Here is a 22,335-nt window from a genome sequence, read left to right on the forward strand (position 1 = left end):
TTGTTGTCGAGTGGTGCCAGTGGCCAAGCATAAGGATAGGCACACGGTTTGTCGTGTGTCCGGTGGAGGAGGGCGTGGCGGTCGCAAATAGCCGCACGCATTCTTCCGGTTGCCAGTGAGCCCCATTCCCATGCAGATTTGTGGCTTCTCGCGCTGTGCGTGCCTCCAATGTAAAAGCCCAATCAGGTACACGGACGATGAGTCACCCCTCGCAATTCACCCTGCTCGGCAAGCGGCGTTTTCTGCCGTTCTTCATTACCCAGTCGCTGGGTGCCTTCAACGACAATCTGTTCAAGCAGTCGCTGATCCTGGCGATCTTGTACAAGCTCAGCCTGGAAGGCGATCGCTCGATTTGGGTCAATCTCTGCGCGCTGCTGTTCATCCTGCCGTTCTTCCTGTTCTCGGCACTGGCCGGGCAGTTTGGCGAGAAGTTCGCCAAGGATGCGTTGATCCGCGCGATCAAGTTGGCAGAGGTCGTCATCATGGCCATTGGCGCGACCGGATTTGTCACTGGCCACCTGTACCTAATGCTGCTCGCGTTGTTCGCGATGGGCACCCATTCGGCGCTGTTCGGCCCGGTGAAGTACTCGATCCTGCCCCAGGCTTTGCGTGAAGAGGAACTGGTCGGCGGTAATGGCCTGGTGGAAATGGGCACCTTCCTGGCGATCCTGGCCGGAACCATCGGGGCTGGGGTGATGATGTCCTCTGGCAGTTATGCTGCGGTGGTCGCAGGGGGAGTGGTCGGCACCGCGGTGCTCGGCTACCTGGCCAGCCGCTGGATCCCTCGGGCGGCCGCCGCTGCCCCGCAAATGAAGCTGGATTGGAACATCTTCAAGCAATCCTGGGCCACCTTGCGCCTGGGGCTGGGGCAAACGCCAGCGGTGTCGCGCTCGATCGTCGGCAACTCCTGGTTCTGGTTCGTCGGCGCCATTTACCTGACCCAGATCCCGGCTTATGCGAAGGACTGGTTGCACGGCGATGAGACCGTGGTGACGCTGGTGCTGACGTTGTTCTCGGTGGGTATCGCCTTGGGGTCGCTGCTCTGTGAGCGTTTGAGCGGGCGTAAGGTGGAGATCGGCCTGGTGCCGTTCGGCTCCTTCGGCCTGACCCTGTTCGGCCTGCTGTGGTGGTGGCACTCGGGCGATGTACCGGCAGGGGAGGTGCCCCATGACTGGCTGGCGCTGCTTGGCATGGGCCAGGCTTGGTGGATCCTGCTTTCGATCGTGGGCCTGGGGGTGTTTGGTGGCTTCTATATCGTGCCGCTGTACGCCTTGATCCAGGCGCGTACGCCCGAAGACCAGCGGGCCCGGGTGATCGCTGCCAACAACATCCTCAATGCGCTGTTCATGGTGGTCTCGGCGATCATCACCATCGTGCTGTTGAGCGTGGCAAAACTGAGTATCCCTCAGCTGTTTCTGGTGGTGTCGTTGCTCAACGTCGCGGTCAACGCCTACATCTTCCGCATCGTGCCCGAATTCACCATGCGCTTCCTGATCTGGCTGCTCAGCCACTCCATGTACCGCGTCGAACATCGGGACCTGCAGTGCATCCCCGATGAGGGCCCGGCGTTGCTGGTGTGCAACCATGTGTCTTTCGTCGATGCACTGCTCATCGGCGGCGCCATTCGCAGGCCGATACGCTTTGTCATGTACTACAAGATCTATAACCTGCCGGTGCTCAATTTCGTGTTCCGCACCGCCGGGGCCATCCCCATCGCCGGACGCAGCGAAGACGAGGCCACCTATGAGCGCGCCTTTGCGCGAATTGCCGAGTACCTGGCCGATGGCGAACTGGTCTGCATCTTCCCTGAAGGAAAGCTGAGCGCCGATGGCGAGATAGATGTGTTCAAGGGAGGGGTGAGCCGCATCCTGCAGGAAACACCCGTGCCGGTGATTCCGCTGGCCTTGCGAGGGCTCTGGGGCAGCTTCTTCAGCCGCGATCCGAACAAGGGCTTTTTCAAGCGTCTTTGGTCGAGGGTGACGTTGGTGGCTGGCGCCGCCATCCCGGTGGAGGCGGCGCAGCCCAATGCACTACGCGAGAAGGTCAGTGCCCTGCGTGGCGATGTGCGTTGAGTGATGTGGGCGCAAGGTCAGCTAGTGCTGACCTTCAGGCCGATCAGGCCGGCGATGATCAGTGCAACACTGATTAGGCGCATGATCGCCATGGATTCGCCGAACAGGATGATGCCAGCGATGACGGTGCCGACGGCGCCGACGCCGGTCCATACGGCATACGCCGTGCCCAGCGGCAGCTCCTTCATTGCCAGACCCAGCAGGCCCAAGCTCACGGCCATGGCGGCAACAGTCAGTGCGGTGGGGAGTGGACGGGTGAAACCGTCGGTGTACTTCAGGCCTACGGCCCAGCCGACTTCGAACAGGCCAGCGAAGAACAGGATGATCCAGGACATGGTGGGTCTCCATCGTTGTTAAGGATGGGGCCGTCCCCCTGAATGATCACGCAGAGCGTCGTGAGGTCGTCCTCACAGTGCGCACTATACTGCCCATTTCCAGAAAACAGGGCAAGTCCGACGGACTCACGGTGTCGCAGCTTCAAGCTCCAAGCCTTAAGTGAAGCAGCACGGTGCTGGCCGCACCGCGCTGTCGCTTTTGACTTTCTTCTTGCAGCTTGTGACCGCTCTTAGACCCCCTGCGGGATCTCCTCGCCACCCAGGGCTTCGAACAGCGCCGGCAGGAACTCGGTGAAGGTCATCATCATCAGGGTGAAGCTGGCATCGAACTGCTGCTGGGCTTCTTCACCGCCATCCTGCTCGGCTTGTTCCTGCAGCAACTCCTCGAACTTCAGGCGCTTGATCACGGTCTTGTCGTCCAGCACAAACGAGAGCTTGTCCTGCCAGGCCAAGGCCAATTGGGTGACTACCTTGCCGGTGCCCAGGTGCAGCTGGATCTCTTCGCTGGCCAGATCCTGACGCTTGCAACGAACGATGCCGCCGTCCTCGTGGGTATCGCGCAGCTCGCACTCGTCCAGGACGAAGAAGTCTGGTGCAGGTGCCTGAGACTTGACCCAGTCGGTCATGGTCGCGCTCGGGGCGATCTTCACGGTGACCGGACGCACCGGCAGCGAACCCATGACTTCACGCAGGGTCGACAGCAGGTCTTCAGCGCGCTTGGCGCTGGCCGAATTGACTAGGATCAGGCCTAGGCGCGGGGCGATGGCGGCGAAGATCATCGAACGGCGGATGAAGGCGCGGGGCAGGAACGATTGGATGATGTCGTCCTTGATCTGGTCGCGCTCCTTCTTGTAGACCTTGCGCATCTGTTCGGTCTCGATCTCCTCGATCTTTTCCTTGACCGCATCGTTGACCACGCTGCTTGGCAGGATGCGCTCTTCCTTGCGCGCGGCGATCAGCAGGAAGTCACCGCTGACGTGCACCAGAGGAGCATCCTCGCCCTTGCCGAATGGGGCGACGAAACCGTAGGTGGTCAGCTCCTGGCTGGCACAAGGGCGGGCCGGCTTGCTGGCCAAGGCGGCTTCCAGCGCCTCGGGTTCGAACGGGATGTCCTGGGTCAGGCGGTAGGTCAGCAGGTTCTTGAACCACATGAGGGGGAATCTCTCCTTAATGCATAAGGCGGGCATTATTCTCCGAGGGGCGGTCACAGGCCAACCCTGTCAGAGGGCCACCAGACACTTATTCATAAGGAAAAGCCTGGTTGTGCTAGGTCTTTGAAAGATCTGAAAATTTTTTTTAAAAAAGTGCTTGCCAGGGTGGCAGGTCCTCCGTAGAATGCGCGCCACACCGAGACGTTGGGTGATTAGCTCAGCCGGGAGAGCATCTGCCTTACAAGCAGAGGGTCGGCGGTTCGATCCCGTCATCACCCACCACTTCTCGATGTTTAGCGCAGCGGTAGTTCAGTCGGTTAGAATACCGGCCTGTCACGCCGGGGGTCGCGGGTTCGAGTCCCGTCCGCTGCGCCATATTCCAGCTTCCAGGGCCCACTGAACACCCGGAAGCCACAAAAAAAGCGACCTTAGGGTCGCTTTTTTTGTTTCTGCTCTTCTCATCCAGGCTTCGCGAGCGTGGCGCTCGGCATCGTGATTGGGGCGCCGCTTACGCCCCTTCCCGGAATTCAAGCCATCGCGGTTGCCAAGGCCTTTTCTTCCTCGCGCAGCGTCAGCACTTCCACGCTAGTCTCTGTCACGGCCACGGTATGTTCCCACTGGGCCGACAGCGAATGATCGCGGGTAATCACGGTCCAGCCATCGCGCAATGTACGCGTACCACGCCCACCCTGGTTGATCATCGGTTCGATGGTAAAGACCATGCCAGGCTTGAGTTTCATGCCCATGCCCGGCTGGCCGAAGTGCAGCACTTCAGGGCCTTCGTGCATCTGCTGGCCGATACCATGGCCGCAGTACTCCCGGACCACGCTGTAGCCTGCCGCCTCGGCATGAACCTGGATGGCATGGCCGATATCGCCGAGGGTCGCGCCGGGGCGTACCTGGGCGATGCCTTTCCAGAGCGCCGTATAGGTGGTATCCACCAGGCGCCGGGCGTCATCGCTGACCTGGCCGAGACAGTACATTTTCGATGAGTCGGCAATGTAGCCGCCCTGTTCCAGGGTGATGTCGACGTTGATGATCGACCCTTCCCTAAGCACCTCATCGGCCTTTGGCATGCCATGGCACACCACGTGGTCCACGGAGGTGTTCAGCGCATAAGGAAAGCCGTACTGCCCCTTGCTCGCCGGCCGCGCCTTGAGCGTCTGGACGATGAAGGCCTCGGCGCGGTCGTTGATCTGCAGGGTGGTCACGCCAGGGCGAATGAAGCTGTCCAGGTCAGCGAACACCTGGGCCAGCAGTTGACCTGCCCGGCGCATGAGGTCGAGTTGGGCCGGGGTCTTGAAGATCACTTGGGACATGGGCAGGGCTAGGATCACAATGGCAAAGAGTCGCCAGAATAGCCCTACGGACGATACATGCGCCACCGCTTGCCAGGGAGGGCGAACAGGTGCTTGAAGCGCGAGGCCCGAAGCTGCAAGCTGCCGGGCATGAACCTCGATACCCGCATCAAGTACCGCCATCTGTTGTGTTTTCTGGAGATTGCCCGCCAGGGTAGCCTGGCCAGGGCTGCCGATGTATTGGCGATCAGCCAGCCGGCGATATCCAAGACGTTGCGCGAGCTCGAAGAGCTGCTCGAAACCCGCCTGTTCGAGCGCACCCGGCAAGGCGTCGAACTGACCGCCGCTGGCACCTTGTTCATGCGTTACGCCGGGCCCAGCGTCCACGCTCTACGTGAAGGCGTGGGAAGTGTGCGCGGCGAGGCGCGGGCGCCGTCGCAGGTGCGCATCGGTGTGTTGTCGACAGTCGAGAGCCTGCTCATGCCGGAGGTGCTGTGCCGGCTTCACCAGCGGCATTCGGCCTTGGTGATCGAAGTGGTGACTGGCGCCAGTGCGCAACTGCTTGGGCAGTTGCGTCTGGGTGAGCTGGAGCTGGTTGTAGGGCGCATGACCGACAGCCCCCAGATCCAGGGGTTGTCCTTCGAGCATTTGTACAGCGAGTCGATGAGTTTGGTGGTACGGCCCGGCCATCCTTTGCTGGCGCGCCATCCCATTGAGCGCGCGCGGGTTGGCGACTACCCGCTGGTCCTGCCGCCCCAGGGCACGACCATCCGCCAGCACGCTGATAGCCTGTTCGTGCAGTGCGCGATCCAGATGCCAGCCCAGCGCCTGGAGACCTTGTCCTTGGCCTTGAGCCGTCGTTACCTGCTCGGCAGCGATGCGGTCTGGGTGGCGCCGCGTGACGCGGTACTGATCGACTTGGGGCGTGGCGAATTGGTCGAACTCGACCTTGGTGTGCGCGAGCCTGGTGGTTCGGTGGGTATCTGTCGTAATGCCGCGTTGCCCCAGGGTGTGCCTGGACAATGGGTATGCGAGGTGATGCGTGAAGTCGCAGGGCAGTACCGGGATGGTCTGTATCCGTGAGCGTGCAGGCCTTTGGCCATGCTGAAGGTGCACGGGCAGCTCAAATCTGACTTACGTAGGGACAATGACACCTTCAATTGATCGGAAATATCCGTGAACTTATCGGACATTCCCTGCTCTCATGCCGGTAGCCATTGGTCACGGCCGCCTGCTAAGCTCGCGGCTTTACCTGATTGCCCTTATGGCGCATGAACAAGGAACTAGCATGAAACAGCATCGTTTGGCGGCTGCGGTTGCCCTGGTTGGCCTGGTCCTGGCGGGCTGCGACGCTCAGACCAGCAGCGTCGAGCTGAAGACTCCGGCACAGAAAGCCTCCTACGGTATCGGCCTGAACATGGGCAAGAGCCTGGCTCAGGAAGGCATGGAAGACCTTGATTCCAAAGCAGTAGCTCTCGGTATCGAGGATGCGGTTGCCAAGAAAGAGCAACGCATCAAGGATGAAGAATTGGTCGAGGCTTTCACCGCGCTGCAGAAGCGCGCCGAAGAACGCCTGGCCAAGGCCAGCGAGGAAGCGGCTAGCGCCGGCAAGAAATTCCTCGAAGAAAACGCCAAGAAGCCAGGCGTGGTCACCACTGCGTCGGGCCTGCAGTATGAAGTGGTCAAGAAAGCCGACGGCCCGCAGCCCAAGCCTACCGACGTGGTGACTGTCCACTATGAAGGCAAGCTGATCGATGGCAAGGTCTTCGACAGCTCCGTCGAGCGCGGCAGCCCGATCGACCTGCCTGTCAGCGGTGTGATCCCAGGCTGGGTAGAAGGCCTGCAACTGATGCACGTCGGCGAGAAGTACAAGTTGTACATCCCGGCTGACCTGGCTTACGGCGCCCAGAGCCCGAGCCCGCTGATCCCGGCCAACTCGGTCCTGGTGTTCGACCTGGAACTGATCGGTATCAAGGATCCGGCCAAGGCAGAAGGTGAGGCCGAGGCTCCGGAAGCTGAAGCACCTGCCAAGTAATCGCGCTGTTTACAACGCCCCGTCTCGACGGGGCGTTGTCGTTTCTGGGATTTGACGAAGGCGAACCTCGCCGCGGCTGTACGGTCGTAGCAGGAGTAGGGCAGCCCCGCAGCAAAACGTTTGCGGTTATGAAACGACTGTGTAAAAAACGCCCGATCTGAGCGAGACCCTTGCCCAGTGGGCGCCTCGCGTCGGAAACTGCACCCTGTTCACAAGGTTATCCACAATAAATGTGGATAACCTTCCCTGCCGATATGGAGGCCTCATGAGCGCACCCTGGAATTTTGCCCGCTTCCTGCCCTTGGCGGAGCGTCTGCTCAGCCGTGGCCGTCTGCCAGCCCTGTTGTTCGCCGTCGCGCGCAAGGGGCCGAAGCTGAGCCAATTGCGTGAGGATGTGCGTCTGCTGCAGGCCCTGTGCCTGGCGTGGTGGCGTGGCGAGTACCGGGCCATCAGCCCCAAGGCGCTGGTCACGGTGGTGGCTGGCCTGCTGTACTTCGTAAGCCCGCTGGACGCCATTCCCGATTGGCTGGTGGGCATTGGTTTTCTCGATGACATCGCCGTGCTCGGCTGGGTGCTCAAGACCGTGGCCGATGAGTTGAACCGCTTCAAGGCCTGGCGCGACAGCCAGGCGCCCGAGCGGCTGCGGGTGGTGGAACGGCTGCCGGATTCCCCTGAAAGCCTGCGCCTGGAGCGTCGCGCCCCTTGAGGATGGCACCGGATTCCTTGCCGTTCTGATATGAAACTGAGCCTATTTCGTCATGCAAAACGCTGATCTGCCCGACCTGCACAGACGCCCGCGCTTGGACATATAATTGGCATAAGGATTATGCCTACGGATTACATGCTGTAATCCTACGTAAAGGGGGTTGTAATGGGTATTCAGGTCATCAGCCGGGACGGTCAACCCGAGTACGCCGTAGTTCCCTGGGAGCAATATCAGGCGTTGCTCAAGGCGGCCGGGCAGGCGCCTGCTAGCGTTGAACCAAAAGCCACTGTGGATGCCCAGGCGCCGAGCCTGGCATCGTTGAGCGATTTGACGCGATTGCGTGAAGCCAAGGGGCTGGCGCCGGAACAACTGGCACGCAATGTCGGTATCAGCCCCGCCTATCTGGGCATGATCGAGTCCGGCGAGCGCCAACCAGACGCTGCGATCCTGCGCAGCCTGGCCTGGCATCTGGGTATCGCAGGCTGGAGCGAGCCATCATGAGCCAGGTCAGGATCAGCCGACAGCATTGGGAGAGCCTGCTGGGCGAACTGGATGTGGCCCGGCGTCAACGTCACCTGCTCACGTACCGTGCCTTGATCGAACGCCTGCAGCTTCCCAGCCCGGCCATGCAGACCTTGACCGCTGCCCTGGAGTACCTCGCTGTCCTCGATGCCCGTGCCGATCAGCCATTGCGCAGCTCGTTGGTGATCAGCCAAGGTGCCAGCCGCCTGCCGCGTACCGGCTTTTTCGAGTGTGTCGAGCGTCTGGGGCGTTTCTCCGGGCCAGTCGATGGCCTGGAAGCGGCGTCTTGGCATGCCTCCGAAGTGGTGCGGGTGTTCGAGTACAGCTATCCGGAACACGCCTGACGCAGCAGCACGTTCAGGCTGCGGTCTGTTCGGTGATCAACCTCAGCAGGTCCAGCACGCGTCCTATGCCCAGATAACGGCCGTTTTGGGTGATGACGAAGTCCTCATCGAGGCGTTGGCGAACCCGGCTGGTGATCAGGCGGCTGGCCTGGCGTAGTGAGTGCAGACGCTCCATGGCCAGAAACTCTACGCTCATCAGTTGCGCAACCGCCTTGCCCGGAGTGATCAACAAGTCCTGGCGATGGATGAGGCCGCAAGGCCTGCCATGATCATCCAGCACAGCCAGGGAATTGACCCCGGCGCAGGCCTTGAAGGCATTGAGCACCTCTTCAATCTCGCTATCAACCCTCACTGCCCGCTGCTCGATCAGCAACGCGCGCAAATCGTTAGGCCTGGCCCTGGCGGCAGGCGCCTCGCTGTCCGTCTGCAACAGCGGCTGGAAGTCTTCGCGTAGCGGATACTCCTGCGGGCGGCCGAGCAGATAGCCCTGAACCAGATCCACGCCCATTTCCCCAAGTACCGTCAGTTCTTCGGCCAGCTCGATGCCTTCGGCGATCACTTGGGCCTTTGAGGCGCGGGCGATCTGCAAGATGGAACCAACGAATTCGCGCTTGAGCGGGTCCAGGTGGATACCGTCGATGAAATGACGATCGATCTTCACGTAGTCCGGCCGCAGCTCCGACCACAGGCGCAGGCTGGAATAGCCTGCGCCCAAATCGTCCAGGGCGATGGAAAAGCCCATGTCGCGGTAGTGGTGCAAAGCGTTGGACAACAACTGGAAATCGTCGGTCGGGGTGTGTTCGGTCAGCTCGATGACCACTCGGCTCGGCGGCAACCCGACTTGCTCCAATAGCTTGAGGGTGCGGCCGGAGGGGTAGTTGGGTTCGAGCAGCGACTCGGGTGAGACGTTGAGAAACAGCTTGCCCTCCAGTGCCTGGTCGCAGAACCGCCGGCAGGCACTGTCGCGGCAGGCTTCTTCCAGTTCAGTGAGGCGGCCGGCCTGATGGGCGATGGCGAACAGGTTCAGGGGCGCGTGCAACGGGCTGTTGGAGGGGCCGCGACTGAGTGCCTCGTAACCGAGGACGCGGCGTTCGGAAAGACAGATGATCGGCTGGAACAGGCTGTGGATGCTGCGTTGAGCCAGGATGGCGCTCAATGCGCTGAGCTGTTCGGTGACGGTCATGGACTGCTTCCTGAAAGAAAAAGGGCCGGGCGCTTGCGCGTCCGGCCCTTCTATTTCACGACAGCCGAATGACTATTTGATGACAGGTCGCATTATTCTGCCATCACGCTCTCAGTGCTTGGCCACCTGCGAATTGAGGCTCAGGTAGTCGAGTAGGATGCGCCCTGTCTCGGACAGGTAGGCATCGTCTTCCGGCTTGGTGTCCTCGTCCTCGGTGGGCAAGGCGTCCTCGTCTTCCTTCTTGAGCTCCTTGAGTGGCTCTTCGCCCTTGGCTTTGCGACGGATGTTCTCCAGTGCCAGTTGCTTGGCTTCGATCTCGTCGTGGCGGGCGCGGCGCTCCTGCTCGTTGAGGCTGACAGTCTTTTCGTTCATCAGCTTCTGGGTCAGGGCCAGGCGATCGCGGATATAGGCAAATTCCGGATCCTTGGCGCTACGCGCATCGTGACGGGCCTTGAGCTCGGTCAGGAACGGCTTGAACGGGTCCATGGCCGGGCGCACGACAGGGCGGATGGTGTCCCATGGCATGGCTTCGGGCAGGGCGCTTTCGCCGATTTCCTTGGTGTCGATGATCGATGGGTAGTCGATATCCGGCAGCACGCCCTGGTGCTGGGTGCTCTGTCCGGAAACCCGGTAGAACTTGGCCAGGGTCAGTTTCAGCTCGCCGTGATTGAGCGGCTGGATGGTCTGCACGGTGCCTTTGCCGAAGGTCTGGCCGCCGATGATCAGGGCACGATGGTAGTCCTGCATGGCACCGGCGAAGATCTCCGAGGCCGAGGCCGAGAGGCGGTTGACCAGCAGGGCCAGCGGGCCTTTGTAGAAGGCACCGGGGTTTTCATCCTCGAGCACGTCGACACGGCCGTCGCTGTTGCGCACCAGCACCGTCGGGCCTTTCTCGATGAACAGGCTGGTCAGTTCGGTGGCTTCCTGGAGGGAGCCGCCGCCGTTGTTGCGAAGGTCGATGACCACACCGTCGACTTTTTCTTTCTGCAGCTCGGTGAGTAGCTTCTTCACGTCGCGGGTAGTGCTCTTGTAGTCCGGATCGCCTGCGCGATAGGCCTTGAAGTCCAGGTAGAAGGCTGGAATCTCGATGATGCCCAGCTTGTACTCGCGCCCATCCTGCTTGAGCTTGAGCACCGACTTCTTGGCGGCCTGCTCCTCGAGCTTCACCGCCTCGCGGGTGATCGACACAATCTTGCTGGTCTGGTCGTTGGGCGCGTTGCTGGCCGGGATGATCTCCAGGCGCACCACCGAGCCTTTCGGGCCGCGGATCAGCTTGACCACTTCGTCCAGGCGCCAGCCGACCACGTCGACCATTTCCTTGTTGCCCTGGGCCACGCCGATGATCTTGTCGGCCGGTGCCACCTGCTTGGTCTTGGCCGCCGGGCCTGCCGGCACCAGGCGCACGATCTTGACCTGGTCGTTGTCACTTTGCAGCACAGCGCCGATGCCTTCGAGCGACAGGCTCATGTTGATATCGAAGTTTTCGGCGTTATCCGGCGACAGGTAGTTGGTGTGCGGATCGTACGACTGGGCGAAGGTATTGATGTAGGCCTGGAAGATATCCTCGGCACGGGTCTGGTCCAGGCGCGAAAGTTGGTTCTTGTAGCGCTTGGTCAGGGTTTCCTGGATCTGCTTGGGATCTTTGCCTGCGATCTTCTGGCGCAAGACTTCATCTTTGACGCGCTTGCGCCACAGGTCGTCGAGCTCGGCCTCGTTCTTCATCCACGGGGCATCCTTGCGGTCGACCAGCAAGGTTTCGCGGGTGGTGAAGTCCATTTTGTCGACGCCCTTGTCCAGCTCCGCGAGCGCGAAGTCCAGGCGCGATTTCACGCGGTCCAGGTAGCGCTTGTAGATGGTGAAGCCAGGCTCCAGGTTGCCGCTTTTGAGGAAGTCGTCGAACTGGGTCTTCCACTTGTCGAACTGGGCGATGTCGGCGGCGGTGAAGTAGCTACGCGAAGGATCGAGCAGCTTGATGTAGCTGTCGTAGATGATGATCGAACGGGCGTCGTCCAGCGGCGGCTTGCTGTAGTGGTGGCGCTTGAGCAGTTCCACTACGTTGAGACTGGCGACGATCTCGTCGCGGTCAGGCTGCAGGCTGTCCCACTTGTTGGCGGCCGATGCATTGCCGCCGAGCGTGAGACTGCCGAGGCCGATCATGAGGGCGAGGGCTGTGCTGGGCAGGAAATGCTTCATGCTGATTCGACGTAAAGGCAATTGATCACGCATAGTAGGCCGTCTTTTCCGTTCGCCGGCTCCAGGAGAGCCGGACGCATACTGCAAAAAGCCCGGGACATGGCGATCCCGGGCTCAGTCATGACTCAACTATGGAGGCACTGTGAAGGCATTGCAAGGCGTTGACGGACATGTGGCCTGGGTAGAAGCCGAGCGCCCGGCCTGTGATGCGGGTCAGGTCCGAATCCGTGTGGCTGCAGCGGGACTCAACCGTGCCGATCTGCTCCAGCGCGCAGGCTTGTACCCGCCGCCCCCAGGTGCCAGCCCGTACCTGGGCCTGGAGTGCGCGGGGGTGATCGCGGAGGTCGGCCCGGGCGCGGATTGGCGTGTTGGCGACCGGGTTTGCGCATTGCTCGCAGGTGGCGGCATGGCCGAGGAGGTGGTGGTCGATGCCCGCCATGTCCTGCCGGTCCCCGAAGGCCTGAGCCTGCACGAGGCGGCAGCGATCCCTGAGGTGTATGCCACGGCCTGGCTGAACCTGTTCCAGCTAGCGGGCCTGCAGGCCGGTGAAAAGGTCTTGGTACATGCCGGGGCCAGTGGAGTGGGGTCGGCGGCGATCCAGCTGTGCAAGGCGTTCGGCAACCCCGTGTGGGTCAGTGTCGGCTCGCAGGATCGTCTGGCCTACTGCCAGGCGCTGGGTGCGACCGGTGGCGTGGTGCGCAACGAGAATCTGGAGGCGCTGGAAGGCTTCGGCCCGTTCGATGCGATCCTCGATCCGGTGGGGGCCAGCTACGGGCCGCTCAACCTCAAGCTGCTGGCCCGAGACGGGCGTTGGGTGATCATCGGTCTTATGGGCGGGCGCAAGGCCGAGCTGGACTTGGCGCAACTGCTGGCCAAACGGGTGCAAGTCACAGGCTCCACGCTGCGCAACCGTGACGATACCTTCAAGGCTGAACTGCTGCGAGACCTGGGCCAGCAGGTGTGGCCGCTGTTCAGCGAAGGTCGGCTTTCACCGCAACTGGTGGACACCTACCCGGTGGCCTTTGCCGAGGCGGCGTTTGCGGAGCTGGCGAGCAACCAGGTGTCGGGCAAGCTGGTGCTGGTGATCGATCCTGCCTTGGTGTAAGCCGGGCAGGCCTGTTCGCAGGTAAGCCGCTCCCACTGGTGTTGTGGGAGCGTTTCTACCCGCGAACAGGCTGTGAACATCAGCTCCAGCTCAGGATTGGCCACCCATTGATCTGCGCATGCTCACGCAACACCGGGTCCGGGTTGACCACATGCGGGTAGTCGACTTTCAGCAGCAGTGGCAGGTCATTGCGCGAGTCCGAATAGAAGCTGGCGCCTTCGAGGTTCTCCTGCTCTTGGTCCAGCCACTCCAGCAGTCGGGTGATCTTGCCTTCACGATAGGTCAGCACGCCATGGGTCTTGCCGGTGTACACGCCATTCACCGCTTCCAGCTCGATGGCCAGGTATTCGTCCACGCCCAGACGCGCCGCGATCGGTCCCACCAGATGGGTTCCCGAGGCGGAGATGATCAGGATGCGGTCGCCACGCTTGCGGTGTTCGGCAATGCAGCGGCAGGCATCGCCAAAGATGATCGGTTCTATCACGTCTTCGACCCAGGGCTCGATCAGGTGTTCGACCTCCTCGAGGGTACGTCCTGCTATCGGCTCCAGGCTGAAGGCCATGTACTCTTCCATCTGCAGGTGGCCTTTGCCATAGGCTTCCATCAATTCCTGGTCGCGTCGCAGGAATTCCTTGCCGTCGACCCAGCCCAACTGAGCCATCTGCTTGCTCCACAGCGAGGCGCAGTCGCCGTGGATCAGGGTTTCGTCCAGATCGAATATTGCCAATGCCATTGTGTTGTTCTCCTTAGGCCACTTCTCGTAGCGCCGTGGGGTCGATCGACAGGGACACCCGCTGGCCATCGGCATGCAGGTCGGCCGATGAGCGATTGAGTACGTCCACCACCAGTTCCACGCCACGCACCTGCACCCGGTAGCGGATGACGTTGCCCAGCAGGCTGTGGCTGCGTACCTGGCCTTCGAGCTCGCCGTCCAGGTGCAGGCTGATGGCTTCCGGGCGGATCGCCAGGCGGGCGGCCACCGGGCGCTGCAACAGGCGGCTGGCGGCGTCCGGGTCGAGCAGGTTGTAGTTGCCGATGAAACCTGCGGCGAACAGGTCCACGGGTGCTGTATAGAGGGTTTCGGCATCGCCGCTCTGGACAATGCGTCCTTGGTTCATCAGGAAGATCCGATCGGACATCGTCAGCGCTTCTTCCTGGTCGTGGGTGACGAAAATGGTGGTCAGCCCCAGCTCGCGTTGGATCGCGCGGATCTGCTCTCGCAGGTGCTTGCGGATACGCGCATCCAGGGCCGACAGTGGCTCGTCTAGCAACAGCAGACGAGGGCGGGTCACCAGCGATCGGGCCAGGGCCACGCGCTGGCATTGGCCGCCGGAGAGCTGGTGCGGATAGCGCCCGGCAAAACTGCCCAGCTCCACCAGCTCCAAGGCCTCGCGAACCCGGGCCTGGCTCTCGTCGGCCTTGGTCTTCTGCATGCGCAGGCCGAAGGCGACATTCTGCTCCACGGTCATGTTGGGGAACAGCGCGTAGCTCTGGAAGACCATGCCGATGCCGCGCTTCTGCGGGCTGACGGGCACCAGGTCTTGGCCATCGAGCAGGATCCGGCCGCTGTCCACGGGGGTGAGGCCGGCGATGCAACGCAGCAGGGTCGACTTGCCGCAGCCGGATGGGCCCAGCAGTGTGACGAACTCGCCGCGTTCGATCTGACAGTCGATGTCGTGGAACACCGGGCTGCCGGCATAGCTTTTGTGCAGTTTCTGTACGCTGACGAAGCTCATGTCAGGATTTGTCCTTGTTCAGGCGATTGGCGACCCAGGTCAGCACCAGCACGAAGGCGAAGTAGGAGATTACCAGTGCACTGTTGAAATGGCCGCTGCTGTTGCGCATGTTGTTCAGGTACACCTGCAAGGTCTCGTAGCGTGTACCCACCAGCAGGTTGGCGAAGACGAACTCGCCGAACAGGAAGGAGAACGACAGCAGCAGTGCCACCATCAGGCCCTTGCGCAGGTTCGGCAGCACCACCAGGAACGCTGCCTGCCAGGTGCTGGCACCAAGCAGTTGGGCGGCGTCCATCAGGTCGCGCAGGTTGATCGCCTGCAGGTTGTTGGTGATCGCCCGGTACATGAAGGGCAGGGCGATGGTGAAGTAGCAGCCGATCAGGATCCAAGGCGTACCGACCATGGCCATCGGGCCACTGCCATACAACTGCAGCAGGCCCACCGAGGACACCACTGGTGGCACGGCGAACGGCAGGAGGATGAGGATGTTCATCAGCGCGTCCAGCCGCGGAAAGTGGTAATGCACCACGAACAGCAAAGGCAGGATCAGCACCACCGACAGCACCAGCGCACCTACGCACACCAGCAGCGACTGGCCGAAGGCTGCGAGAAAGCGCGGCTCACTCCACAACGCCAGGTACCACTTGAAGGTCAGGCCGCTGGGCAGCAGGCTCGCCGACCAACTGGTGGCCAAGGAGTAGAGCAGGGTGCCGGCCAGCGGCAACAGCAGGATAATGAACAGCAGGTACACCACAACCCGGTGATAGAAGCTGGTGCGAGGTTCAGCGCGCATGGTAGCTCCTCTTGAGCAGCCATTGATGGACCACGGTGACCAGTGTCATCAGCCCCACCAGCACCATGGCCAGGGCGCTGGCCAGGTTCGGATCCAGGGTGATGTCACCGGCCACCAGGGCGGCGATGCGGATCGGCAGTACGTTGAAGTTGCCGGTGGTCAGGGCGTAGACGGTGGCGTAGGCGCCCAGAGCGTTGGCCAGCAGGATCACGAACGTGCCCAGCAACGCCGGAGCCAGCACCGGCAGGCCGATGTGCCGCCAGAACTGCCAATGACTGGCACCCAGCAGGGCTGCCGACTCGCGCCAGTCTTCCCGCAGGGCGTCGAAAGCCGGGTAGAGCAGCAGCACGCCGAGGGGAATCTGGAAGTAGGTGTACACCAGGATCAGGCCGCTCTTGGAATAGATACTGAAATCCTCGAGCAGGCCCACCTGCTTGAGCAGCAGGGTCAGGGCGCCGTTGAAGCCGAGCAGGATGATGAAGGCGAAGGCCAGCGGTACGCCAGCGAAGTTGCTGGTCATGTTGGCGAAGGCACTGACGAAATCACGCAAGCGTGAATCCACCTGGCGCAGGGAGTAGGCGCCGAGGGTCGCGATGACGATGCCGAACAGGCTCGACCAGAAGCTGATCTCCAGACTGCGTTGCAGCGCCTGCAAGTAGAACTTCGAGGCGAAGACCTTGCTGAAATTGGCAAGTCCCCAGCCGCTTTCACTCTGCAGGCTGTTGATGGCCACCCAGGCCAAGGGCGCGATCTGGAAAACAATGAAGAACACGGCAAACGGGAGCAGGCAGAGCAGGGCCAGGTAGCGGCCACGTTGGCTGGCATTCACTTGAGCAGCTCCCGGCAGACTGGCTTGTCATGTGGCGCGCCGAGCAGCTCGCAGATCGTGCCGCACAATTCAGTCTGCAGGGGCGTGGCCGCAGGGTCCAGGCTGAATGCCTCGCCGAACACGAACAACGGCACTTCGCGCTCCTCGGCCAGCAAGCCATTGTGCGAGCGGTCGTTGTTCATGCCGTGGTCGGCGGTCACCAGCACCTGATAGCCCTCCTGCAGCCACAGCGGTAGGTAGTCGGCCAGCAGGATGTCGGCGCTGCGAGCGGCATTGCGGTACTGGCTGCTGTCCAGACCATGGCGGTGCCCGGCGTCATCGATGTTCATCGGATGGACCAGCAGGAAGTTCGGCGCATGGCGCCGACGCAGGTACTCGGCATCGGCCAGCAAGTGCGAGTCGGGGTAGTGGTCGGCGTAGTAGAACAGGCCGTGTTGGATCGGCAGCTTCGGCGCGTGGGTGTGACGGTCGCGCAACGGGTCGAAGGGCGAGCGGTTGTACAGCTCGCTAAACCAGTGATATGCCGCCGCCGCGGTCCCTAGGCCCGCTTCGCGGGCATAGTGGAAGACACTGCGCTGGGTGGACAGACGATTGATGTTGTTGTGCACGATGCCGCTGTCGATGGGCGGGACACCGGTGAGAATGCATTCGTACAGCGGGCGTGACAGCGATGGCAGCTCGCACTCTACGCGGTACAGGGCGGCACGGTCGGCCTCGACATAGGCATGCAGATGACCCATGGCGTGGTGGGCCACCTGATGGTTGAGGCCGTCGAGCAGGACCAAGATGACGTTGTGTTGCATGGTGGCTCCCAGTGGAGCTGCAAGCTGCAAGCTACAAGCGGCAAGAAGAAGCAGGCATGTCGATCACCTGCTTTGACTTGAAGCTTGCAGCTTGGCACTTGAAGCTTTTTATTCCATCTCGATGATCACTTGCTCTTGCCACATCTGCGGCAGCTTCTTGGAAGTGGCCTCCCAGGCCTCGGCATTTTTGATCGGTTGGGCGGCGCTGTACTGCTCGTTCGGCAGCAGCTTGGCCTGCACCTCGGCCGGCAGCTTCAGGTGTTCGGCGCGAATCGGACGGGCGTGGCCGATGGCCAGGTTGGTCTGACCGGCATCACTGAAAATGTACTCACGCGTCAACTTGGCCGCGTTGGGGTGCTTGGCGTACTTGTTGATGATAGTGGTGTAGCCGGAGATCACTGAGCCATCGGACGGGATCAGCACCTCGAAACGCTTGGGATCGATCTGCTCCCGGTAGCTCAGGCCGTTGAAGTCCCACACCACGCCAACTTCCACTTCACCCTTCTCTAGAGTCTGGATGGTCGGGTTGGCCAGCGACAGGCGCTTTTGCTGGGCGAGTTTGGTGAACAGTTGCAGGCCGGGTTGCAGGTTGCTCTCGTCGCCCTTGTAGGCGATGGCTGCGGCGAGCACGCCATTGGCAGCCTGGGCGGCGGTGCCTACGTCGCCGATGGCGACCTTGTACTTGCCTTTTTCCAGGTCGTGCCAGGTTTTCGGGCGCTCGCTTTCCTTGACCAGGTCCTTGTTGATGATGAACGCGATGGTACCGGTATAGGCCAAGGCCCAGTGGCCGTCCTTGTCCTTGGCCCACTCTGGAACTTGATCCCAAGTACTGGGTTTGTACGGTTGGGTCACACCTTTGGTGGCGGCGATGGGGCCGAAGGCGGCGCCCACGTCACCGATGTCGGCACTGGCATTGTCCTTCTCGGCATCGAGCTTGGCGATCTCCTGGGCCGAGCTCATGTCCGTGTCGCTGTGCTTGAGCCCGTATTTGCTGGCAAGGTCCGCCCAGGTGCCTTTCCAGTTGGCCCAGGCATCCGGCATGCCCACGCTATTGACGGTGCCTTCCTTGCGAGCGGCCTCTTCCAGGGCCTTGAGATCGGTATCGGCGGCCATGGCCGAGGTGCACAGGGCGATGGCCGAGCCCAGCAGTGACGCCATGAAGAACTTTTTCATCCGAAGCTCCTTTGGTGGGGCCTTGCAGTGTTGTTGTAGGAAAACCGTTCGTTTGCGAACCTTTGGTCTAGGTCAGCAATCCTCGAGCCAAGGTAGGCCGGTTGCGTGACAGTTTGATGTACGAGCAGACCCGCAACCCTGCGATGCAGGCCCTGGCACTACAGCGTAGACCAGATCGCAGGCCTTTATTCGCAAGGCCTTGCTCGTTTCCCGGGCCAGCACTGGTAGTCTTTGTCACAGGATGTTCATCAGCCCTCCCTAGGCTTGCACTATTCTCCAATTGCCCAACATTGGGGCTGGACTAGTCCATACAGGTAACCTTGATGCACTCGACGCCACCGCGCGCGGTAACAGCCATCTGCCATGCCCTGCAGGAGCAGATCGAACACGGCCTGCTGGCGCCGGGCGGCAAGCTGCCGGCCGAACGCAAGCTCAGTGAGGTGTTCGACACTACTCGCATTACTCTGCGCGAGGCGCTGGTGCAGTTGGAAGCCCAGGGGCTGATCTATCGTGAGGAGCGGCGGGGCTGGTTCGTGGCGCCGGAGCGGCTGACGTACGATCTGATCGAGCGCAGTCACTTCCATGCCATGGTCCGGGCGCAGGGGCGGGTGCCGAGCACCGAATTGCTGTCGGCGCGCTTGCAGCCGGCTTCGGCGGTGATTTGTGCGCGGTTACGCTTGCCGGCGTTGTCCAGCGTGGTGCAGATCTGCCGCTTGCGGCGCATCGACGGGCGTGCGGTGCTGTATGCCGAGCATTACCTGAACCCTAAGTATTTTCCTGGGATCCTGGAGTTGGATCTTGGTCAGTCGCTGACCGAGATCTATGCCAGAGCCTATGGGATCGCTTATGGCCGGGTATGCTTCGAGATCCTGCCGACCGCGTTGCCGGCTCCGGCTGCCGCAGCCCTCAAGGTCTCGGCGGGTAGCCCGGGGTTGCATGTCACCCGGGTCAACAGCGACCAGCATGGGCATCTGATCGACTGTGACCTGGAATATTGGCGTCATGACGCGATACGGATTCGGGCTGAGGCGGGGTGAGTTCAGGCATTGGGGTACCGCCGGTCTTGCATGCAGCAGACCGGCGGGGCCGGTTGTTGAGATCGCTTAAGTACGAAATTTTTTTTCGTACTTAACGTACAGTTCGTTAAGTTTATCCAGTTCGGCCAAGGCTGCCTGGTAAGGCTTCTCGACCTCCGATCTTCCCACCCATGCATCAGGGTTGAACGGGTCATTATTCAATGTAATGGAAAGCTCTCGTGGGCCATCGGGTATGAAAGGCCTCAACAGGCTTTTACGGCTGCGCATGCTGCTGAGCTTACCGAATTGCGCGTCTATCTTTGAGTAAATGGCATGAAGGGCACCTTTTGCATTCTCTACTTGAGCAGGTATTGCCCCGGCTACTGCATGTTTTGTGGTAACGGTTATTGATTTTTCCACTTCTGTGGCGACTTTTATCGCTTTTGATACGGGAAGGGTAAGAGGGTATTGTGGTAAACCCACGCCTGTCGCCATTTTGTTTGCATCGTTGGTCATTTGATCATCGGTTATTTTTTCACGGAGCTTTTCCATGGTTATTTCTTTTTCTAGGAAATGTTTGATTTTATGCCCAAGGCCGCCTTCGGCCGTTTCGTTTATTTTTTTTGTCATGTCGAGGTCTGGCGTCAACTCAGCCTGCGGGAGTATTTTCTCTGCCGCTTTCTTTACAACGGTTTTCCCGACGAGCCCTCCTACGCTAGCCCCCCAGGTTGCGCCTACAGCGGCTCCTGGAACGTTGGCGATAACCCCTCCTACAGCGCCTCCTATAGCCCCTCCCGCCGCACCGCCCAGAAGGCCGCCGGCCATGCCAATGGTCGTAGCGAGCGCTTCCAAAACGATCGACATCAACACGTAAATAATCCGGCTTTCGGTTTGGCTTCGCATATAATCTTGAATTTGAAGCCTGGTGTTACGGATCATACTGGGTGCGCTCTTCAGCGCTTGGAACTCATGGTAATACCCTTCGGCATTCAACCCGTTGTTGTCTTTTAAGGCAATGGGGTTGTTTCGTACCATTCGATAAAGATTAAGTCCATCGACCGTACCGGCTGGGTCTGCACTGAGCCAGCGCCCTACCCAGGGTTGGTAATACCGATAGCCGTAATAATAGAGTCCCGTGGCATCGCGCTCTTTCCCGGAGTAACGCACGGTTTTGTAATCGGCTTCTGTCTGGTTGCGGGCAGTCCATACCGCAGAACCGCCGTAGGGGTAGTACTCTTCATAGCTGATGATTTGACCGTCGCTATCGAGTTCGAGCCCGACGCTGTCTATGAGATTGGAATAGCCGTAGCGCAGTGAGTCGTTGCTGACGCCTGGCGGCGTGCCGGTTTCCCAGTGCAGTAATCGCACTTGAGCATTACCTGCTTCGCCGACGGTGATCACGTGAAGCCGTTCTTTTATCGCATCGCCCCTGGCACGGGCACGCATTTCCAACCCTGGCAAATAAAGTACGTATCCCGTTTGGGCGCCTGCCTGTTGGGAGTTGTATTTGGCGATCCGTTGGCCGTCTGCACCGTAGCGGTAGCTTTCCTGGTCGACGGCGCTTTCATCACCGGCCTGTGGCACGACCTTGTCGAGCTGCCCGCGGGGCGTCCAATGAAGGGATTGGCCAGGTTGCAGTTGCAACTGATTGCCCGCTGCATCGAACAAGGCATCGACCTTTGCAGGGTCTTCGGTCAGCGACTGCAATACCGCCCGATTGCTGCGATTGGACACTGTCATGTCCAGGGTGTAGCTGTTGTTGGAAGCGGGTGCGCTGTGTGAGATACGCGTCAGGTTGCCAGCGCGATCGTATTGGTAACGACGTGTGTAGTTGGTGTAGGCCCCGTCGTTGGTCGGGAGTGGGATGGTGGGGGAGGGAGGCCTAGGGCCTTGGCGGGGCATATCGGCCATTTCACGGCCGCTGGCTGAGATCAGTTGATAGAGGCTGTCATATACATAGCGATTGACCGGTACGATCTTCTGATTACGCCAGAACCGCGTCGCCTCCGCATCATTGTGCACACTCAGGATATTACCAACTGGGTCATATTCGTACCGTATGTCTTGCAGGACTTTCGCCTCGCTGCGCCCGGCACGTCGTTCGATCTTGCTACCTAGCAGGCGCTGAGTCCGCTGTTCGTAGGTGTAGGTGGTAATGACGCCGTTGCCCTGTTCTTCCCACAGCTTTTGTCCGAACGCGGAGTATTCCACAGCCTTCAAGATAACCCGCGTCGTACCGCCTTTCATGATCAGCCGAGTGCTACGCAGCATGCCGGCTATGTCATAGGTCTGGCATCGGGTATGGCCGAGCGCATCGCGTTGCTCGATGGCGGCTCCCGTCGCGTCGATACGATATGAGGTCGTGAACGCATCCGGTGCCAGTAGCTTGTCCCAAACTGCCGCGTCCTCTCCCTGCCAATCGGCTTCGGTGCCTTCCGCCAGCAACTGTTGGGTGGCGGAAAGTACGCTTGCGGTCAAGCCGGCGCTGTCCGTCTGCCAACAACCTGCCGTGTCATAGTGGCGCACGCATCGGCCTGCAAGATTCTGATCCTTCGCAGTCTGGGTGTTGTCGCCCCAGACCAAGCGTTCTGTGATGCGGGGGGGGGCTTCGGCGATATGCTCACTCACGTGTAGCAATCGCCCTGCAAGCGGTGGGGTTTCATAGTGCCAGCGATGGAGCACGCCTGTGGCGCCAATGCTCAGGCACGGGCGGCCGTGAACATCGTTGAGCGAGAGCGTGACGCCCGCGTCGGCACTGTCGCTACGCAGGACATCGCCCGTCAGCGAGTTATGAAATTTGTAATTGGGTTGGGTCGTCGCGTCTACGGCTTGGCGTTCATGGAGGCGAGGATCGATGCTTTGCTCAAGCTGCGCAAGGGCGTTGAACCGGTGGCGGGTGATGCGTTCGTCGAGTTGTTCGGGCGTATCGGGATGGCGATGATAAGCGATATCGCGGATGCCTAATCCTCGGTTGTCTCGGACGGTGACCGTAGGCGTTCCGTTATGAAGTGAAAAGTCTATGTGTCTCAACTTGCAGTTAC

General features: G+C 60.9%; 19 protein-coding genes, 2 tRNA genes and 1 pseudogene. 10 read left to right on the forward strand and 12 right to left on the reverse strand.

Annotated features, from left to right (window positions below):
- The first annotated feature begins 197 nt into the window (after positions 1-197).
- Entirely contained in the window at positions 198-2,072 is a 1,875-nt protein-coding gene (locus HMPREF3173_RS10735; protein WP_070573004.1) for an MFS transporter, read from the forward strand.
- A 17-nt stretch (positions 2,073-2,089) separates the two neighbouring features.
- On the opposite strand, the gene sugE is transcribed toward HMPREF3173_RS10735, so the two are convergent.
- Both sugE and rdgC read right to left on the reverse strand, forming a co-directional pair.
- Entirely contained in the window at positions 2,090-2,407 is a 318-nt protein-coding gene (gene sugE / locus HMPREF3173_RS10740; protein ID WP_043215559.1) for a quaternary ammonium compound efflux SMR transporter SugE, read from the reverse strand.
- A 230-nt stretch (positions 2,408-2,637) separates the two neighbouring features.
- Positions 2,638-3,558 (reverse strand): recombination-associated protein RdgC, encoded by a 921-nt coding sequence (rdgC, locus tag HMPREF3173_RS10745; protein ID WP_043215562.1) that lies wholly within the window; start codon positions 3,556-3,558, stop codon positions 2,638-2,640.
- Positions 3,559-3,764: 206 nt separating this feature from the next.
- On the opposite strand from rdgC, the gene HMPREF3173_RS10750 reads away from it, so the two are divergent.
- Both HMPREF3173_RS10750 and HMPREF3173_RS10755 read left to right on the forward strand, forming a co-directional pair.
- A tRNA-Val gene (locus HMPREF3173_RS10750) sits at positions 3,765-3,840 on the forward strand.
- Between the two features lie 16 nt (positions 3,841-3,856).
- Positions 3,857-3,933, forward strand: a tRNA-Asp gene (locus HMPREF3173_RS10755).
- Positions 3,934-4,085: 152 nt separating this feature from the next.
- Here the strand turns inward: HMPREF3173_RS10755 and map are convergent.
- Positions 4,086-4,877, reverse strand: coding sequence for a type I methionyl aminopeptidase (map, locus tag HMPREF3173_RS10760; protein WP_070573007.1), 792 nt, complete (start codon positions 4,875-4,877; stop codon positions 4,086-4,088).
- Positions 4,878-5,006: 129 nt separating this feature from the next.
- Between map and pcaQ the strand changes: the two genes are divergently transcribed.
- The 5 genes from pcaQ to HMPREF3173_RS10785 all read left to right on the forward strand — a co-directional run bounded on the left by pcaQ (position 5,007) and on the right by HMPREF3173_RS10785 (position 8,463).
- Positions 5,007-5,939, forward strand: coding sequence for a pca operon transcription factor PcaQ (gene pcaQ / locus HMPREF3173_RS10765; protein ID WP_070573009.1), 933 nt, complete (start codon positions 5,007-5,009; stop codon positions 5,937-5,939).
- Positions 5,940-6,144: 205 nt separating this feature from the next.
- The gene (locus HMPREF3173_RS10770) at positions 6,145-6,891 is read left to right on the forward strand and encodes a BamJ family beta-barrel-assembly machinery protein (RefSeq protein ID WP_070573011.1); all 747 of its coding nucleotides are present in this window, start codon (positions 6,145-6,147) and stop codon (positions 6,889-6,891) included.
- A 265-nt stretch (positions 6,892-7,156) separates the two neighbouring features.
- Positions 7,157-7,597: a YkvA family protein gene (locus HMPREF3173_RS10775; RefSeq protein WP_070573013.1), complete on the forward strand. Its 441-nt coding sequence runs from the start codon at positions 7,157-7,159 to the stop codon at positions 7,595-7,597.
- A 165-nt stretch (positions 7,598-7,762) separates the two neighbouring features.
- Positions 7,763-8,098, forward strand: coding sequence for a helix-turn-helix domain-containing protein (locus HMPREF3173_RS10780; protein WP_070573015.1), 336 nt, complete (start codon positions 7,763-7,765; stop codon positions 8,096-8,098).
- Positions 8,095-8,463 carry a hypothetical protein gene (locus HMPREF3173_RS10785; RefSeq protein WP_043206664.1) on the forward strand — a complete coding sequence of 123 codons (369 nt, stop codon included), beginning with the start codon at positions 8,095-8,097 and terminating at the stop codon, positions 8,461-8,463. The genes HMPREF3173_RS10780 and HMPREF3173_RS10785 overlap by 4 nt, the downstream gene beginning before the upstream one ends.
- A 28-nt stretch (positions 8,464-8,491) precedes the next feature.
- Here HMPREF3173_RS10785 and HMPREF3173_RS10790 read toward each other — a convergent pair.
- A pseudogene (locus tag HMPREF3173_RS10790) lies at positions 8,492-9,646 on the reverse strand (EAL domain-containing protein); the annotation flags it as partial.
- Between the two features lie 111 nt (positions 9,647-9,757).
- Entirely contained in the window at positions 9,758-11,839 is a 2,082-nt protein-coding gene (locus HMPREF3173_RS10795; RefSeq protein ID WP_168166377.1) for a carboxy terminal-processing peptidase, read from the reverse strand.
- Between the two features lie 142 nt (positions 11,840-11,981).
- Here HMPREF3173_RS10795 and HMPREF3173_RS10800 point away from each other — a divergent pair, with 142 nt between their 5' ends.
- The gene (locus tag HMPREF3173_RS10800; protein WP_070573019.1) at positions 11,982-12,944 is read left to right on the forward strand and encodes an NAD(P)H-quinone oxidoreductase; all 963 of its coding nucleotides are present in this window, start codon (positions 11,982-11,984) and stop codon (positions 12,942-12,944) included.
- 79 nt (positions 12,945-13,023) lie between these two features.
- Here the strand turns inward: HMPREF3173_RS10800 and HMPREF3173_RS10805 are convergent, their stop codons facing one another.
- The 6 genes from HMPREF3173_RS10805 to HMPREF3173_RS10830 all read right to left on the reverse strand — a co-directional run bounded on the left by HMPREF3173_RS10805 (position 13,024) and on the right by HMPREF3173_RS10830 (position 18,278).
- Positions 13,024-13,677 (reverse strand): HAD family hydrolase, encoded by a 654-nt coding sequence (locus HMPREF3173_RS10805; protein WP_043206661.1) that lies wholly within the window; start codon positions 13,675-13,677, stop codon positions 13,024-13,026.
- Positions 13,678-13,690: 13 nt separating this feature from the next.
- Positions 13,691-14,680, reverse strand: a complete 990-nt coding sequence (locus HMPREF3173_RS10810; RefSeq protein ID WP_070573021.1) for an ABC transporter ATP-binding protein — start codon at positions 14,678-14,680, stop codon at positions 13,691-13,693.
- 1 nt (position 14,681) lies between these two features.
- Positions 14,682-15,473, reverse strand: a complete 792-nt coding sequence (locus HMPREF3173_RS10815; protein ID WP_070573023.1) for an ABC transporter permease — start codon at positions 15,471-15,473, stop codon at positions 14,682-14,684.
- Positions 15,463-16,302 carry an ABC transporter permease gene (locus tag HMPREF3173_RS10820; protein WP_043206657.1) on the reverse strand — a complete coding sequence of 280 codons (840 nt, stop codon included), beginning with the start codon at positions 16,300-16,302 and terminating at the stop codon, positions 15,463-15,465. Before HMPREF3173_RS10820 ends, HMPREF3173_RS10815 begins: the two co-directional genes overlap by 11 nt.
- Positions 16,299-17,105: an alkaline phosphatase family protein gene (locus tag HMPREF3173_RS10825; RefSeq protein WP_043206656.1), complete on the reverse strand. Its 807-nt coding sequence runs from the start codon at positions 17,103-17,105 to the stop codon at positions 16,299-16,301. The genes HMPREF3173_RS10820 and HMPREF3173_RS10825 overlap by 4 nt, the downstream gene beginning before the upstream one ends.
- Before the next feature lie 108 nt (positions 17,106-17,213).
- Positions 17,214-18,278, reverse strand: a complete 1,065-nt coding sequence (locus HMPREF3173_RS10830) for an ABC transporter substrate-binding protein (RefSeq protein ID WP_070573025.1) — start codon at positions 18,276-18,278, stop codon at positions 17,214-17,216.
- A 323-nt stretch (positions 18,279-18,601) separates the two neighbouring features.
- Here HMPREF3173_RS10830 and HMPREF3173_RS10835 point away from each other — a divergent pair, with 323 nt between their 5' ends.
- The gene (locus HMPREF3173_RS10835; protein ID WP_070573027.1) at positions 18,602-19,315 is read left to right on the forward strand and encodes a UTRA domain-containing protein; all 714 of its coding nucleotides are present in this window, start codon (positions 18,602-18,604) and stop codon (positions 19,313-19,315) included.
- Between the two features lie 66 nt (positions 19,316-19,381).
- On the opposite strand, the gene HMPREF3173_RS23910 is transcribed toward HMPREF3173_RS10835, so the two are convergent.
- Positions 19,382-22,324 (reverse strand): RHS repeat domain-containing protein, encoded by a 2,943-nt coding sequence (locus HMPREF3173_RS23910; protein ID WP_218188844.1) that lies wholly within the window; start codon positions 22,322-22,324, stop codon positions 19,382-19,384.
- Positions 22,325-22,335 lie beyond the last annotated feature (11 nt).

The organism is Pseudomonas sp. HMSC08G10 (genome assembly GCF_001808425.1).
Lineage (GTDB): Bacteria > Pseudomonadota > Gammaproteobacteria > Pseudomonadales > Pseudomonadaceae > Aquipseudomonas > Aquipseudomonas guariconensis.

What these genes read in the sequence shown, in the direction of transcription:
- HMPREF3173_RS10805 (WP_043206661.1), bottom strand. Translation starts at nt 13,677, where the DNA reads ATGGCATTGGCAATATTCGATCTGGACGAAACCCTGATCCACGGCGAC.
- HMPREF3173_RS10795 (WP_168166377.1), bottom strand. Translation starts at nt 11,839, where the DNA reads ATGAAGCATTTCCTGCCCAGCACAGCCCTCGCCCTCATGATCGGCCTC.
- rdgC (WP_043215562.1), bottom strand. Translation starts at nt 3,558, where the DNA reads ATGTGGTTCAAGAACCTGCTGACCTACCGCCTGACCCAGGACATCCCG.
- HMPREF3173_RS10735 (WP_070573004.1), top strand. Translation starts at nt 198, where the DNA reads ATGAGTCACCCCTCGCAATTCACCCTGCTCGGCAAGCGGCGTTTTCTG.
- HMPREF3173_RS10770 (WP_070573011.1), top strand. Translation starts at nt 6,145, where the DNA reads ATGAAACAGCATCGTTTGGCGGCTGCGGTTGCCCTGGTTGGCCTGGTC.
- HMPREF3173_RS10810 (WP_070573021.1), bottom strand. Translation starts at nt 14,680, where the DNA reads ATGAGCTTCGTCAGCGTACAGAAACTGCACAAAAGCTATGCCGGCAGC.
- HMPREF3173_RS10785 (WP_043206664.1), top strand. Translation starts at nt 8,095, where the DNA reads ATGAGCCAGGTCAGGATCAGCCGACAGCATTGGGAGAGCCTGCTGGGC.
- HMPREF3173_RS10815 (WP_070573023.1), bottom strand. Translation starts at nt 15,473, where the DNA reads ATGCGCGCTGAACCTCGCACCAGCTTCTATCACCGGGTTGTGGTGTAC.
- HMPREF3173_RS10825 (WP_043206656.1), bottom strand. Translation starts at nt 17,105, where the DNA reads ATGCAACACAACGTCATCTTGGTCCTGCTCGACGGCCTCAACCATCAG.
- pcaQ (WP_070573009.1), top strand. Translation starts at nt 5,007, where the DNA reads ATGAACCTCGATACCCGCATCAAGTACCGCCATCTGTTGTGTTTTCTG.
- HMPREF3173_RS10775 (WP_070573013.1), top strand. Translation starts at nt 7,157, where the DNA reads ATGAGCGCACCCTGGAATTTTGCCCGCTTCCTGCCCTTGGCGGAGCGT.
- HMPREF3173_RS10830 (WP_070573025.1), bottom strand. Translation starts at nt 18,278, where the DNA reads ATGAAAAAGTTCTTCATGGCGTCACTGCTGGGCTCGGCCATCGCCCTG.
- HMPREF3173_RS10835 (WP_070573027.1), top strand. Translation starts at nt 18,602, where the DNA reads ATGCACTCGACGCCACCGCGCGCGGTAACAGCCATCTGCCATGCCCTG.
- map (WP_070573007.1), bottom strand. Translation starts at nt 4,877, where the DNA reads ATGTCCCAAGTGATCTTCAAGACCCCGGCCCAACTCGACCTCATGCGC.
- sugE (WP_043215559.1), bottom strand. Translation starts at nt 2,407, where the DNA reads ATGTCCTGGATCATCCTGTTCTTCGCTGGCCTGTTCGAAGTCGGCTGG.
- HMPREF3173_RS10780 (WP_070573015.1), top strand. Translation starts at nt 7,763, where the DNA reads ATGGGTATTCAGGTCATCAGCCGGGACGGTCAACCCGAGTACGCCGTA.